The organism is Streptococcus sanguinis (genome assembly GCF_013343115.1).
GTDB lineage: Bacteria > Bacillota > Bacilli > Lactobacillales > Streptococcaceae > Streptococcus > Streptococcus sanguinis_H.
The window spans coordinates 1,050,943-1,065,307 of record NZ_CP054570.1; the positions used below are offsets into that span (position 1 = coordinate 1,050,943).

General features: G+C 44.5%; 12 protein-coding genes. 2 read left to right on the forward strand and 10 right to left on the reverse strand.

All coding sequences use genetic code 11. The features are described 5' to 3' along the window. Nucleotides 1-16: 16 nt before the first annotated feature. From FOC72_RS05180 to FOC72_RS05190, 3 genes are read right to left on the reverse strand one after another with little or no spacing between them, the layout of a single operon-like run. A complete protein-coding gene (locus FOC72_RS05180) occupies nt 17-1,927 on the reverse strand; it encodes a fructose-bisphosphatase class III (protein WP_002895626.1) in 1,911 nt (636 codons plus the stop codon). A gap of 42 nt (nt 1,928-1,969) precedes the next feature. After that, nucleotides 1,970-2,788 carry a pyruvate, water dikinase regulatory protein gene (locus FOC72_RS05185; RefSeq protein WP_002895627.1) on the reverse strand — a complete coding sequence of 273 codons (819 nt, stop codon included), beginning with the start codon at nt 2,786-2,788 and terminating at the stop codon, nt 1,970-1,972. 5 nt (nt 2,789-2,793) lie between these two features. After that, nucleotides 2,794-3,423 carry a CBS domain-containing protein gene (locus FOC72_RS05190; RefSeq protein WP_002895628.1) on the reverse strand — a complete coding sequence of 210 codons (630 nt, stop codon included), beginning with the start codon at nt 3,421-3,423 and terminating at the stop codon, nt 2,794-2,796. 245 nt (nt 3,424-3,668) lie between these two features. Here FOC72_RS05190 and ppdK point away from each other — a divergent pair, with 245 nt between their 5' ends. Together ppdK and FOC72_RS05200 are read left to right on the forward strand one after the other, a co-directional pair. Beyond that, nucleotides 3,669-6,290: a pyruvate, phosphate dikinase gene (ppdK, locus tag FOC72_RS05195; protein ID WP_002895629.1), complete on the forward strand. Its 2,622-nt coding sequence runs from the start codon at nt 3,669-3,671 to the stop codon at nt 6,288-6,290. 184 nt (nt 6,291-6,474) lie between these two features. Continuing rightward, nucleotides 6,475-6,891, forward strand: coding sequence for a DUF6556 family protein (locus FOC72_RS05200; protein WP_002895631.1), 417 nt, complete (start codon nt 6,475-6,477; stop codon nt 6,889-6,891). 70 nt (nt 6,892-6,961) lie between these two features. Here FOC72_RS05200 and FOC72_RS05205 read toward each other — a convergent pair whose 3' ends face one another. The 7 genes from FOC72_RS05205 to FOC72_RS05235 form a co-directional block, all read right to left on the reverse strand. After that, nucleotides 6,962-8,032 carry an ABC transporter substrate-binding protein gene (locus FOC72_RS05205; protein ID WP_002895632.1) on the reverse strand — a complete coding sequence of 357 codons (1,071 nt, stop codon included), beginning with the start codon at nt 8,030-8,032 and terminating at the stop codon, nt 6,962-6,964. Continuing rightward, nucleotides 8,029-8,802, reverse strand: coding sequence for an ABC transporter permease (locus FOC72_RS05210; protein WP_002895633.1), 774 nt, complete (start codon nt 8,800-8,802; stop codon nt 8,029-8,031). The genes FOC72_RS05205 and FOC72_RS05210 overlap by 4 nt, the downstream gene beginning before the upstream one ends. After that, nucleotides 8,799-9,605, reverse strand: coding sequence for an ABC transporter permease (locus tag FOC72_RS05215; protein ID WP_002895634.1), 807 nt, complete (start codon nt 9,603-9,605; stop codon nt 8,799-8,801). Before FOC72_RS05215 ends, FOC72_RS05210 begins: the two co-directional genes overlap by 4 nt. Then, complete coding sequence (locus FOC72_RS05220) at nt 9,586-10,743, reverse strand: ABC transporter ATP-binding protein (RefSeq protein ID WP_002895635.1); 1,158 nt, start codon at nt 10,741-10,743, stop codon at nt 9,586-9,588. Before FOC72_RS05220 ends, FOC72_RS05215 begins: the two co-directional genes overlap by 20 nt. A gap of 181 nt (nt 10,744-10,924) precedes the next feature. Beyond that, nucleotides 10,925-11,830 carry a UDP-N-acetylmuramate dehydrogenase gene (murB, locus tag FOC72_RS05225; RefSeq protein ID WP_002895636.1) on the reverse strand — a complete coding sequence of 302 codons (906 nt, stop codon included), beginning with the start codon at nt 11,828-11,830 and terminating at the stop codon, nt 10,925-10,927. 347 nt (nt 11,831-12,177) lie between these two features. After that, nucleotides 12,178-13,044 (reverse strand): homoserine kinase, encoded by an 867-nt coding sequence (gene thrB, locus FOC72_RS05230; RefSeq protein WP_002895638.1) that lies wholly within the window; start codon nt 13,042-13,044, stop codon nt 12,178-12,180. Between the two features lies 1 nt (nt 13,045). Next, nucleotides 13,046-14,332, reverse strand: coding sequence for a homoserine dehydrogenase (locus FOC72_RS05235; protein ID WP_002895639.1), 1,287 nt, complete (start codon nt 14,330-14,332; stop codon nt 13,046-13,048). Between the last annotated feature and the right edge of the window lie 33 nt (nt 14,333-14,365).

The following is a 14,365-nucleotide window of genomic DNA, read 5'->3' on the forward strand; positions in this document are numbered from 1 at the left end:
AACTTAAGGCTAAACTTCACCGGTCATAAAACTCATGCAGCAAGCCAAAGAGTTCCTGTTGTTGAGCTAACAAGCTCTGACCGATGGTAGTAGATTTGATGAGGGTTCGTTCCTCTACATTTTCAATTACCTTTTTCAGGGAGGTTTGAGCAAACGGCGATTCCACAACCTTTTGAGCGTTTTGGAAAGGCTGATGGGTCACTAGCTGGAAGCCATAGGAATTATTGAGCAGTGAATATCCGGCCGTTCCAGTCTTCTTCTGATAGGCCTTGCAGAGGCCACCATCAATGACAAAAAGCAGACCGCCCCCACGGATAGGCGACTCTCCCTTGCCCGTCTTAACCGGAGTATGGCCATTGACCATCCTAGACTCTTGAGAAAAGAGGCCAAATTCTTCCAAAATCAGCTGGCAGACTTTCTCAGAATTTCGATAAGAAAAATAAGAATTTTCTACTTCCTTGTGGGTATCCTTATCTTCAATGAAATAGCGCTCCAAGGTGGTCATCTTTTCTTTGCCAAACAGGGGCGATAACTTACCTTTCCAGCAATACCAAATCAAATCAGTCGACAAATCATCGCCCACTTCCTTGTCCTTGGCCGCCTGCCGAATATGATACTCAAAGAAATCCAGCAATTCCTTGCCCGCATAATGGGCTTGATTGAGAATGAAAGGCTGGAATTCTCCTGACGGCTCCAGCGGGATGCAGCCGTGAAAAAGCAAGTGCTGGTTGTAAATCTTATACATAGAGCCCTTGTTCATAAGAAGACTCATATGCTCAGCCATCTTTAGAGAACTTTGGAATGAGGCCAGCATACTGTCTACTGCTTGATTTTCTTCAGGTGTCAAGGCTGACGGATTTTCAGGATCGATAGTTTGGAAGCAGGTGTTGACTAGGGCATGCTTGGTATCGTCAATCGTAACACTTTCTTCCCAATAATCAATCTTGTCTAGCATCACATGGTCCTGCATCTGGAATTCAGGCCGTCGTTTGATGAGTTGATTTTCCAGCTTGAACTGGATAATCGCTAAGGCTTGGTGAACCTTTTCCAGCTGCAGAATTTCCTCATCTGAAAACTCCTGCTCTCTACCGCCTAGAATGGGTCTAAACTTAGGATTAGACTGGTAAGTCTTGTCCGCAAAAAGAGTCAAGGAGCGCAGGTTTAAACCATAATCTTTCTCGATATCCCAGAGATAACCGTAGCGAGCTGCTATGCGCAGCACATTTAGCAAGCAAGCCTTGGAGCCAAAAAATGCTCCCATCCAGATAATGTCGTGATTTCCCCACTGAATATCAAGCGAGTGAAAATGCTGCAGTTCATCCATGACCTGAGCGCTGCCAGCTCCTCTGTCAAAAATATCTCCAACCACATGTAGATGGTCGATCAACAACCGCCGGATACTTCGGGACAAGCCTAGGATAAAGGGCGCCGCTTCTCTCAGCTCAATCACATAAGTCAGGATATTCTCAAAATAGGACTTTTTATCAGCTAGAGCCCTGTCGCTATAGAGGAGTTCCTCGATAATATAGGCATACTGTGGCGGCAAGGCCTTTCTGACCTTGGAGCGACTGTATTTTGCACCTGCAAAAGCCAGCAAGTTCAAGAGCTGAGGAATGGTTTCCTGATACCAGTCTTGGCCTTTAGTTTCTTCCCCCAGCACAAGCTCAGGATAGGAAACCAGCGCTGACAGGCGGTCCTTATGAGCTTCTGACAAGCTGTCCCCAAAACAGTCCTTAATCTTCTCATTGAGGATACCTGCACAGCTTCTCAAAATATAGTCAAAAGCAGCAAACTCCCCGTGAATGTCACTGATATACAGCTCCGTTCCTTTGGGCAGGTTCAAAATTGCCTCTAGGTTGGTCAGCTCTGTAATGACCTTCTGCCGACTATCAAATTCTTTCAATAAAATACGCTTATATTGCTCCATCTTCAGCCCTCACTCTATAACCGCTTTTTGCAATCTTCTCTCTTATCTCAATTTCTTCAAACGGTCTTCAATCAAGAAAGCCGTCTCCTCAATTGATTTATCCGTGATATTGATGACATGAGCCCGATACTTTTTAAAGACTTCTTTTGAGTAGTCTAGTTCTTCGTATATCTTTTCCAGATCTGTGTAGCTGGTCGACTGGGTCAATCCCAGAGAATTCAAGCGATTACTGCGTATCTTAGACAGTTTTTCTGGCTCACATAAGAGGCCGATAATCCGCTCCGGATCAACCTTATCCAAGACCTGAGGTAGAGGAACTTCTGGAATCAAAGGCAGATTGGAAACCTTGTAGCCTTTATTAGCCAGATAAATACTGAGTGGTGTTTTAGATGTTCGGGAGACGCCCAAGAGCACCAAATCCGAATCCAAAAATCCTTGCGGCGCCTTGCCATCGTCGTATTTAACTGCAAACTCAATAGCGGAAATCTTATTAAAATACTCAGTGTCCAGCCGGTGCAGAGTACCCGGCACCTCTATAGGACTGGTGCCTGTCTTTTCTCTGATAATCTCAAAAAATGGATGCATCAAATCCAGATAAGCAAGGCCATTGGCCTGACTGAACTCCCTAGCAGCTGCTGCCAAGCTGCCATCAACCAGTGTACTGATGACAAGGGCATCATCCTTGATGGCATCACGCAGAATTTCCAGCAATTCTTCTTCCTTGTTGATAAATGGGAAACGATAGCTGTTATTAAAAATAATATCTGGGTACTGGGCTGTCACCGCAGACAATAGCTTCTGCGAAGTCCCCCCCAAAGAATCTGAAATGCTGTAAACAATAATTTCTTTCTTCATGTTCATTCCTCTTATCTATTAACCTCAGCGCTTCTGGCCTCTTGAATAATGTAATCCAACAGAGCTGACTTGGTCACAGTTCCTAAAATTTTACGCTCATTATCCTTATCCACTACCGGCAGCGAATCAATCGAAAAATCCTGCAAAACTGCTGCTGCTTCCAAAATATTCATATCCTTGTAGCAAGTTTTGATATGGGGCATTCGGGTCATGCAGACCGCTACAGGAGTGCTGTCAATGTTAGTATTGAGCGAAGCCCGCAGTAAGTCCTTACGCGACAAAATCCCCAAGAGCAGCTTATGCTCATCAATGACATAGAGAACATCCGCATCATACATAAATAAGGTAATAATGGCATCTTGAATAAAAGAATCATGAGATACCAAAACAGGCGATGTCATAATTTCCGCCACTTCCTTTCGAAAGGTATCGAAAAAGAAAAGCGTCTCTAAATCCGAGCCCGAGTACGTGTAACCAACTTTAGGTGTAGCCTTCAAAATCCCAACCAAAGTCAGAAAAGACAGGTCCGAGCGCAGAGTCGCCCGAGAAATATCGAGTAATTCTGAAATTTTCTCGCCGCTGAGTGGCTGGTGTTCTTTAACAATTTCTACAATTTTCTTTTGCCGTTCACTTAATTTCAAATAGGTCTGACTCCTTCGTTCTTTATAATAGATGATTAGCCTGATTTCGCTTAAAATTTAGGAATTATTGCTCATATTTCATTTTCAGACGTTTAAATAATCATCATTTTGTAACACATTATAACAAAAAAAGAAAAATTGTCAATAAAATAGGATAATTTTTTCGGTTGACAAATATATGTGATGTATATTACAATGTAGTTGTCCTACAATATGACACATATTTCATAATTTTGGAGGTAAATATGGCGAAATGGATTTACTCCTTCGAGGAAGGATGTGCAGATGACAAGGCTTTGCTTGGCGGAAAAGGAGCCAATCTAGCTGAAATGACCAATTTGGGACTGCCTGTCCCTCCAGGTTTTACTATTACTACAGAAAGCTGTATCGAATATTTAAAAAGCCCTTATTTCTTTGAATCTTCTTTAAAAGAAGATGTTTTGAAAGCGGTTACTGAATTAGAAGAAAAAACAGGTAAATATTTCAGTGGCAACGACTCAGCCTTGCTCTTAGTGTCTGTTCGAAGCGGAGCCAAGTTTTCCATGCCCGGCATGATGGACACTATTCTCAATCTAGGTCTAAACGATTTAAGAACCCAGACTCTGGCTGAGCAGACCAATGCTGACTTTGCCTACAACTGCTACCGACGTCTGCTGCAAATGTTTGCTGATGTGGTTTATGGCATTTCCAAGGATGAGTTCGATGACCTATTGGGCTATTTTGAAAGGAATGCTGGCAAACAGGCCAAGGATTTTACATCGGAAGAACATCAAGCGTTAATCGACCAGTACAAGCAGCTTTATCGTGAGCATCATCAGACCTTCCCCCAAAGCTCAAAAGAGCAGCTCTATGCTGCTATCAAGGCAGTCTTCAAGTCTTGGAATAATCCCCGAGCTCAGGTCTACCGCAACTTGAATAATATTCCTCACGACCTGGGAACAGCGGTAAATGTCCAAGCCATGGTCTTTGGCAATAGCGACCAAGCCAGTGGTACAGGAGTCGTCTTTACGAGAAACCCCGCCAGCGGTGAGCATCAGCTATTTGGTGAATTTTTGCTCAATGCTCAAGGAGAGGATGTCGTAGCCGGCATTCGAACCCCTGAGCCTATTGCTGCACTTGAGACAGCTCTCCCTCAGGCCTATGCAGCCTTCCAAGACTATGCTAAGATTCTCGAAAACCACTACAAGGACATGCAAGATATCGAATTTACCATAGAAAAGGGTAAACTCTATATTCTCCAAACTAGAAACGGTAAACGGACCGCCAAAGCATCTTTGAAAATCGCCTTAGATCTGGTAGACGAGGGCATTATCAGCAAAAAAGAAGCTCTACAACGCGTATCTCCTGCTACGATTAGCCAGCTCATCCATCCTGTATTTGAAGAAAAAGCTCTGCAAGATGCTCCTTTCTTGGCTCAAGGACTGCCAGCAAGCCCTGGTGCTGCAACTGGCGAGATTGTCTTTACAGCTGAGCGCGCGAAAGACTACCACTCCTTGGGTAAAAAGGTCATTTTAGTCCGTCAGGAAACATCACCTGAAGACATTGAGGGCATGGTGGTCAGCCAGGCCATCGTGACAAGCCAGGGAGGGATGACTTCTCACGCAGCTGTCGTAGCCCGGGGAATGGGAACCTGCTGTGTGGCTGGCTGTGGAGAGCTGACCATCAGCGAGGACAGCAAGACCGTTTCCTGCGGAAGTCTTGTCTTGACCGAAGGTGACGTCATTTCAGTTGATGGCAGCTCTGGGCGCATTTATAGCGGTGAGATTCCGACCGTCCTAGTCGAAAATGACCAAGAACTCCAACGACTGCTTTCATGGGCAGACGAAGTCGCACAGCTCAAAGTCCGTGCCAACGCAGAGACCGTTCAAGATCTAAAAACAGCTATTAAGTTTGGGGCAAAGGGCATTGGTCTGGCTCGTACCGAACACATGTTCTTTGGCCAGGAACGGATTCTAGAAATGCGGCGCCTGATTCTAGCCGACAACGAATTGGAAACCAGATCCGCCCTCAAAAAACTGCTGGAGTTCCAAGAAGAAGACTTCTATCAAATGTTACAAGCAGTTCAGGACAAACCTATGATTATCCGTCTTTTGGATCCACCGATGCACGAATTTTTACCTAAAGATTCACAGGAAATCAAGGCTTTGGCTGACAAGCTGCACAAGTCACCAGAGAAACTGACTCGCCGCATTGAACAGCTGCAAGAAAGCAATCCAATGCTAGGTCACCGCGGCTGCCGTCTGGGGATTACGCAACCAGAGATTTACAAAATGCAGGTCGAAGCTGTCTTCAAGAGTGCTATCAAGCTGAGTCAGGAAGGATTGACCGTCAAGCCAGAAATCATGATTCCGCTGATTGCAGATAAGGCTGAGCTGGACTCTGTCAGAGCCTTTCTCACCCAACATATCAACAAGCTCTTTAGGCATCAAGGTCAGGAGCCTTTCCCTTATGAAATTGGCACCATGATTGAACTTCCGCGTGCCTGTCTGGTTGCAGACCAGCTGGCTCAGGAAGCGGACTTCTTCAGCTTTGGTACTAACGACCTGACCCAGATGACCTATGGCTTCTCACGGGACGATATTGGAAAATTCATCGGCCATTATAAGGAGAAAGAAATCCTTCCTTTCGATCCTTTCCAAAGTGTCGACCAAGCCGGTGTTGGTGAATTGATGCGGATAGCTATCAGCAAGGGCCGTCAAGTCAAGCCTGACCTTTCAATCGGCATCTGTGGTGAGGTCGGTGGCGATCCGGCTTCCATCCCCTTCTTCCAAGAAATTGGTGTCACCTACGTCTCCTGCTCTCCTTATCGGGTTCCAGCAGCAAGGCTGGCTGTCGCTCAAACGGTACTCCAAGATGAAAAAGCGTAATTACTTTGCTATTCTAGCTCAAGAAGCTGCTCAACCAAAACTTGAGCAGCCTCTTTTCTTGACAGCAATCTTCTGTGTGCGTTTTCATAGATAAAAATTTGATTTTTTAAAGACATTTTCAGATAAAAAACGTATAATGAGAGATAAGAAATCATTGAAATTTTAAAAGGAGATTCTTTCGAGCATGGAAAACTATTCTCGCAGCAATAAAAACAAGACAAAATCATCTAAAAAACCTACTAAACAGCATATTAAAACTGGCCTTTCAGCCTTCCAAAAGACTATTGCAACTGTTGCCAGTATCTTATCTATCATCATTGCCAGCATCACGATCATGAATCTAACCGGCCAAAAGGATGAAAAATCAAAAACTGATACCAGTAGCTCTACTGCAACGACTACCATCATCAAGGAAATCGAAAAAGAAACTAGCAACCCTGCTTCAACAACTGCAACTGATACAGCAGCTTCCAGCAGTGATACAGCAGCTGTTGAGACTAGTGCGTCTAGCTCCGCTGCAGATACAGCAGCAGGCGACACTACCGCTTCTAGCCAGAGTCAAGACACTGCAACCAATACTCAAACAGAAGCTTCAAACTAAGAAAGCAGAAAACGCCCGGCTCATTGAGCTAGGCGTTTTTTTGTATTCATCAAGCAAGCTTGTTTGATGATCACTTCCGATACATCTTGACTTGAAGATAGAGGTCGTTGTAAGTCCCCAGCCATTTAGGGCCCAACTGCTCATAAACTTCCAGATGTTTCATCGTTTCCTCAGTCGGATAAAAAGCCTCATCTTCCTGAACTTCCTTAGGCAACATGGCCTTGGCAGGAAGATTTGGTGTCGAATAGCCGACATAAAGGGCATTTTTATAAGCATTTTCCGGTCTCAGCATAAAGTTAATAAACTGATAGGCTGCTTTTTTATTTTTGACGGTTTTGGGAATGACAATATTGTCAAACCAAAGGTTGCTGGCTTCTGTAGGCACGACATAGCGCAGGTCTTCATTGGCCTCCAGCATCTGACGAGCCTCACCAGAAAAGGTCACACCAATAGCTGCATTGTTCTGAATCATGTATCCCTTCATCTCATCAGCCACAATAGCCTTGATATTTGGCGTCAGAGTGTAGAGCTTATCGACAGCCTCCTGCAGCTGATTAGTATCTTTGGAGTTAAGACTATGACCATCCGAGTTCAGACCAATTCCCATGACTTCGCGGGCTCCGTCAATCATCATGATGGAGTTCTTGTATTCAGGACGCCAGAGGTCATTCCAATGCTCTGGAGCTTTATCAACCATTTTTTCATTGTAGACAATACCCAGCGTTCCCCAAAAATAAGGAATCGAGTACTGATTTCCTGGATCGAAAGGCTGGTCTAAAAAGTCAGATCCAATATTTTCCAAGCCTTTAATCTGGCTATGATCTAGCTTCTCCACCAAGCCTTCCTTCATCATCTTTGCAATCATATATTCACTGGGAATAGCAATGTCGTAGGTTGTGCCGCCCTGCTTCACTTTTGTATACATGGCTTCATTCGAGTCAAAGGTATCGTACTGGATTTGGACACCAGTTTCCTTAGTAAACTCAGTCAGCAGCTCAGGATCAATATAGTCACCCCAGTTGTAAATGACCAGCTTATCGCTCTCCTTGCTCTGCGTCCGACTTTCAATCTGGTAACTGACACCCCACAAGACTAAGATAATCAGCAGAATCCCCGCTAAAAATGAATAGAGCTTTCTCATACAGTCTCCTCCTTCTCACGGGTGATAAAGTAATACCCAATTACCAAAGCAATGCTGAAGAGAAAGACCAAGGCTGACAGGGCATTGATTTCCAGAGAAATTCCCTGACGAGCGCGGGAGTATATCTCAACAGACAGAGTAGAGAAGCCATTGCCTGTAACGAAGAAGGTCACAGCAAAGTCATCTAGTGAGTAGGTAAAGGCCATGAAGTAGCCAGCGATAATGGCTGGAGTCAGATAGGGCAGCATGATTTCTTTCAGCATTTGCAATTGGCTGGCGCCTAAGTCATAGGCAGCCTTAATCATATCATCATTCATTTCTTTCAGACGCGGAAGAATCATCAGCATCACAATCGGAATGGAAAAGGCCACATGGCTAGCCAGCACAGAGAGAAAGCCCAGCTGGAATTTAGCTGTGGTAAAGAGAATCAGAAAACTTGCTCCAATCATGACATCCGGCGCCACCATGAGGATATTGTTGATAGACAGAAAGGCATCCTGATATTTCTTGCGGGCTTGATAGATATAGATGGCTCCAAAAGTTCCAATCAGCGTCGCAATCAGTGATGACAGGAAAGCCAGAAAGAAAGTCTGAACCAAAATCAGAATCAAACGTGAATCCTCAAAGAGATTCTGGAAATGGCTGAGACTGAATCCTGTAAAGCGATTCATATCTTCCCCAGCATTAAAAGCATAAGCAATCAGGTAAAAGATGGGGATATAGAGCACCAAAAAGACAAAGGCCAAATAGAGATTTGCAATTTTTTTCATCGCCCTCTCCTTTCCTTGGTTGCCCACATGGTAAAGAGCATAGCAACAATCAGTACCACTCCGATAGTAGAGCCCATGCCCCAGTTTTGAGTAGTCAGGAAGTGCTGCTCAATGGCAGTTCCCAGAGTAATCACTCGATTACCACCGATTAAGCGGGTCAGCATGAAGAGACTGAGACTAGGGATAAAGACTGACTGCACTCCACTTCTGACACCATTCAAGGACAAAGGGAAAACAACCCGACGGAATGTCTCCCAGCGATTAGCTCCCAAGTCGTAGCTGGCATTGATAAGATTAGGATCCAAATCATCCAGAACGTTGAAAATGGGCAGAATCATAAAGGGTAGCTCAATGTAGCTAGCTACAAAGATAAATGAAAAGTCCGTAAAGAGAATCTGCTGCGGTCCTACTCCGATAAAAGTCAAAAATTGATTAATTGAGCCATTCTGACCGAAAATACCAATGAAAGCATAAGCTTTGAGCAGGAGATTGATCCAGGTCGGCAGGACAATCAGCATCAGCCAGAGCTGCTTGTGCTTGAGCTGAGTCAAAAAGAATGCGGTCGGATAGGAAATCAGCAGGGTTACGACAGTAATAATCCCTGCATAAAGAACCGAATTCAGACTCATCTTGAGATAGGTCCAGTTCTGCGATGTGAAGTAGGTCTGGTAGTTTTCCAGCGTAAACTGGCCTTCAATGTTAAAGAAGGATTTCCAGATAATCATAACAACAGGTGCCAAAACAAAGAGGAAAATCCAGAGCAGGTAAGGCAAGAGAAAAAGATTAGAGGTTGTTTTCTTCATCACGTTCCTCCTCAATAGCATTGATCAGACCCGCTTCCTGCTCTTCTACTTCTACATATTCTTCGATACGGGCATCGAATTCTTCTTCAGTTTCATTGAGACGCATGATGTGGATATCTTCAGGCTCGAAATGCAGGCCAATTTCTTCACCAACAATGGCCTTGCGAGTTGAGTGAATCATCCATTCATTGCCCAGTTCATCATAAGCGATAATCTCATAGTGAACGCCACGGAAAAGCTGGGTGTCAACTTTAACCTGCAGCTTGCCTTCTTCTGGCAGAGTAATCCGCAAGTCCTCCGGCCGAATCACCACTTCAACAGATTCATTTGGGCGCATCCCACCATCCACTGCTTCAAAGCGCTTGCCGTTAAACTCAACCAGATAGTCCTCAATCATCTTACCTGGCAGAATATTGGACTCGCCAATGAAGGTTGCAACAAAGTGGTTGATGGGCTCGTCATAAATATCAACAGGCGTCCCCGACTGAACAATCTCGCCGTCATTCATAACGAAAATCCAGTCGCTCATAGCCAGAGCTTCCTCTTGGTCGTGCGTGACAAAGACAAAGGTAATACCCAGACGCTGCTGCAATTCCCGCAACTCATACTGCATATCTGTACGCAGCTTCAAATCCAGAGCAGACAGAGGCTCATCCAGCAAAACAACCCGCGGCTGATTAATGATTGCCCGCGCAATGGCTACACGCTGTCGCTGACCGCCCGACAATTTGCGAATAGAACGGCGCTCAAAGCCTTCCAGCTGAACCATTTTCAGTACTTCAACAACCCGCTCTTGAATTTCTTTTTTATCAACCTTGCGCAGACGCAGCGGAAAGGCCACATTTCCAAAAACATTCATATGCGGAAACAGTGCATAGGACTGAAAAACCGTGTGGACGTCTCGTTTATTAGTTGGAATATCATTGATGCGGACGCCATCAAGAAAAATATCCCCGTCCGTCGCGTCCAAAAGTCCAGCAATGATGTTCAGAATCGTTGATTTGCCAGAACCAGAAGACCCCAGCAAAGTATAGAACTTTCCTTCTTCCAGCTCGAAATTAATATCTTTCAGGACGACAGTATTATTATCTTCAAAAACTTTTGAAACGTTTTTAAACTCGATGATTGGTTTTTTCAATTGTCATAAATTCCTTCTTTCTCGTATTAACAGATTAAGGGTTCTGTCAGACCGCTGCTACCTCGTGAGGGCTGTAAAGGCCCTTTATAAATTCCGTGTCGATAGGCTTTCACCCCCTTACTAAGTTGCAGCCAACTGCAGTTCCTTATCCAGCATACTTCTACTGGAAATCATATCTGTCTTACAGAGATTCACCAATGATGCGGACTTCGCGCTCCAGAGTAATACCTGAATTTTCCCGCACCCTTTCAATCACATGAGCGATAAGATTTTCGTAATCTTGAGCCGTTCCTTTATCAACGTTAATCATAAAGCCGGCATGCTTCTCAGATACCTCTACACCACCGATCCGATGACCTTTGAGTCCTGCTTCACTAATGAGCTGACCAGCAAAGTGACCCAAAGGACGCTTGAAAACAGAGCCACAGGATGGATATTCCAAAGGCTGCTTGAGCTCCCGCAGATGGGTTAAGCGCTCCATTTCCTGACGAATCGTTCTGTGAACACCAGGCGAAAGAGCAAACTTAGCAGAAATAACAATGTCGCCTGTTTCCTGAACAAGTGAGTGACGATAGCCGAACTTCATATCCCGAACGTCCAACGTTTTGACTTGGCCCTGAGGAGTCAGTACCTTGCAAGATACCAAGACATGAGCAATCTCGCCGCCATAAGCCCCAGCGTTCATAAAGACAGCTCCGCCGACACTGCCCGGAATACCACAGGCAAACTCAAAGCCTGTCAGACTATTCTGTAAGGCAATATGGGTAGTCTGGATCAGATTCGCACCAGCCTCTGCCTCAATCATATAGCCATCTACCGCTACATTGTTGAGCTTGTCAAACATAATCACGAAACCTCGGATACCACCGTCTCTCACAATGATATTGCTGGCATTTCCCAGCACCATCCAAGGAATATCTTCTTGATTGGCAAAATTGACAATACGAGCCAGCTCATAACGATTGCGGGGAAAAACTAAGAAATCGGCTGCACCCCCGACCTTTGTGTAGGTGTATTGACTCAAAGGCTCATTGAAGCGAATGTCGATTCCCTCTAATTCAGTTTTTAATTTCTCTAGTTTTTGCATGATTTTCTCTCTTTTATGTAAACAAAATACACTCTATTATATCAAAAATCTATAGCATTTACGATAGATTACAAAGAAAAAGCTGAGAAAGGTCAGCTTTTTAACGCTTATAATTGTCTAGTAGTGAAACGCTGTGTTTGGCTAGAAAGAGCATTCCTGATGGCACCGAAAGCTAGCTCACTCGCCAGAGCCTGTAATTCTAAATGATCCATAAAGTGAATTATCCTCCTTTAAGCTAGACCCATTATAGCACAGTTAGGTATAAAAAGATAGGGATATCCACTCCTTCTATTGTATACGTGTTCCTAGAAAAGAAAAAAGAGGCTCATGGAAAACCTCTTGATGATTTATTTTTCTACCTGGACACCCTCAGTATCCACCTGAAGCCGGAAGATTTGCCCCTTGAAATTCTGTTTTTGCAGAAGCTGATAAATCTTCTCTGTCTTGTGCTTAGGCGATAAGACCATGACAGTTGGTCCCGCTCCTGAGATATAGGTTGCATAAGAGCCATTTTTTCTGGCTAAGAACTTAATATCTGAAAATTCCTTGATTAAAGGTTGACGGTATTTTTCGTGGAACAAATCAGACTCGATAGCCCGACCAGCGATTTTCATATCACCTTTTAAAAGAGCTGCAATCGCAACATTGGCAATGGAGCTAGCTGAAACAGCTTCCTTGTAAGAAAGCCGATTTGGTAAGACTTGGCGGCTCTCAACCGTCCGAAGCTCATAGTCTGGGATATAGGCGATGAAGTCTGCGTCCGGAAAGTCCGCTACAACAGCAGATACCTGATTCCTGGACGAGCTAGATACGACCAAATTACCATAAATCGCCGGCGCAACATTGTCAGGATGTCCTTCAATCTTTGTAGCGATTTTCAGCTTCTGATAATCCGACAAATTAAGATGAGCCAACTGGTTGGCCAATTCAATCCCAGCTACGATGACCGAGCTAGAAGATCCAAGCCCGCGAGCCAATGGAATATCACTGGTCATTTTTAAACGACGCGGCTGAATATCTGGAGCCAACTGCAGGGCAATCTTAACCAGTAAATTACGCCGGTCCTTAGGAATTCTCGGATTGAGGTCATGCTCAATCACCCACTCCTGACTTTCTTCCAAGACTTCAATTTCCAGATATTTTGAGAGGGCTACCCCAACAGAGTCAAAGCCAGGACCGATATTGGCACTGGTCGCTGGTACAATAATTTTCATCTTAATCTCCTAATACTTTGAAGGTATTGAGCAAGTCAAACTCAGCAACTTCTTTAAGCTTAGCAGTGACATTTTCCAGCTGTGTCTTGCTGACAGCATGGGTAATAATCACCACCCGAGCCTTCTCACCATCTGTACCTTCCTGCAGAATCTGCTTAAAGGAAATATCCTCAGCATTGAAAATCTCAGCCAAATGCAGAACTTGGCCTTTAGAATCAGGTGCCAAGATAGAGAAGTAATAGCTGCTCTTCACATCTTCTGGCTTAGCTAGCACAAGCTCACGGCTGAATTCATTAAAGGCCTTGCCAACTGTTCCTTCATTCAAACGGCGGCTGATGCGGACAATATCTGCTACAACACTAGTTGCAGTTGGTTTTTGACCAGCTCCCGGTCCGTAGTACATGGATTCTCCGATGCCGATGGATTCGACAAAGACGGCGTTCATCACCCCGTTGACACTAGCCAGCGGATGAGTTTTTGGCAGAAAAGTTGGAGCCACTTCTGCTGCAATACCTGATGCCGTTTCTTCGATAGAACCTACCAGCTTGACTACATAGCCCAAATCTTGGGCAACAGCCACATCCTCTGGTGTGATATTTCGAATTCCCTGATGGCCCACATCTTCAAATTTAACATTCATACCAAAGGCGAACTGGCTAAGAATCACCATCTTGTAAGCCGCATCAATGCCATCTACGTCATTAGTTGGGTCGCTTTCAGCAAAGCCAAGGCGTTGTGCTTCAGCAAGAGCGTCTTCATAAGACCAACCCTCTTCCACCATCTTGGTCATCATAAAGTTAGAGGTCCCATTAACCACACCCAAGATACGAGTGATTTTGTCAGAAGCCAGTGAATTAACCAAGGTACGCAAGATTGGAATCCCGCCAGCAACAGCTGCTTCATAGTAGAGAGCAACGTTTTGCTTTTGAGCGATTTCCAGCAACTCTGCTCCGTGAACAGCCAACAAGTCCTTATTGGCCGTTACCACATGCTTGCCAGCTTCAAGAGCACGAGTGATGAACGTTTTCGCTGGCTCGATTCGTCCCATCAATTCCACAACGATAGTAATTTCAGGATCCTTCAGAATTTCTTCAACATTTGTGACAAAGTTAAAGTCATTTCCAGCTGCTAAAAGACGATCTTTTTCGTCATCATCTTTGACCAAGACTTTAGCAACCTCAATCTCTGAATGAGCTGCTTGAACGATTTTTTCTCCGTTTTCTTTCAGCAAAAAAGGCACACCGCTGGCCACTGTTCCAAAACCAAGTAAAGCTATTTTAATAGACATGAAGCACTCCTTGAAAATTTCTTGTATAAAAAA

What these genes read in the sequence shown, in the direction of transcription:
- ppdK (WP_002895629.1), top strand. Translation starts at nt 3,669, where the DNA reads ATGGCGAAATGGATTTACTCCTTCGAGGAAGGATGTGCAGATGACAAG.
- thrB (WP_002895638.1), bottom strand. Translation starts at nt 13,044, where the DNA reads ATGAAAATTATTGTACCAGCGACCAGTGCCAATATCGGTCCTGGCTTT.
- FOC72_RS05205 (WP_002895632.1), bottom strand. Translation starts at nt 8,032, where the DNA reads ATGAGAAAGCTCTATTCATTTTTAGCGGGGATTCTGCTGATTATCTTA.
- FOC72_RS05180 (WP_002895626.1), bottom strand. Translation starts at nt 1,927, where the DNA reads ATGGAGCAATATAAGCGTATTTTATTGAAAGAATTTGATAGTCGGCAG.
- FOC72_RS05185 (WP_002895627.1), bottom strand. Translation starts at nt 2,788, where the DNA reads ATGAACATGAAGAAAGAAATTATTGTTTACAGCATTTCAGATTCTTTG.
- FOC72_RS05215 (WP_002895634.1), bottom strand. Translation starts at nt 9,605, where the DNA reads ATGAAGAAAACAACCTCTAATCTTTTTCTCTTGCCTTACCTGCTCTGG.
- murB (WP_002895636.1), bottom strand. Translation starts at nt 11,830, where the DNA reads ATGCAAAAACTAGAGAAATTAAAAACTGAATTAGAGGGAATCGACATT.
- FOC72_RS05210 (WP_002895633.1), bottom strand. Translation starts at nt 8,802, where the DNA reads ATGAAAAAAATTGCAAATCTCTATTTGGCCTTTGTCTTTTTGGTGCTC.
- FOC72_RS05235 (WP_002895639.1), bottom strand. Translation starts at nt 14,332, where the DNA reads ATGTCTATTAAAATAGCTTTACTTGGTTTTGGAACAGTGGCCAGCGGT.
- FOC72_RS05200 (WP_002895631.1), top strand. Translation starts at nt 6,475, where the DNA reads ATGGAAAACTATTCTCGCAGCAATAAAAACAAGACAAAATCATCTAAA.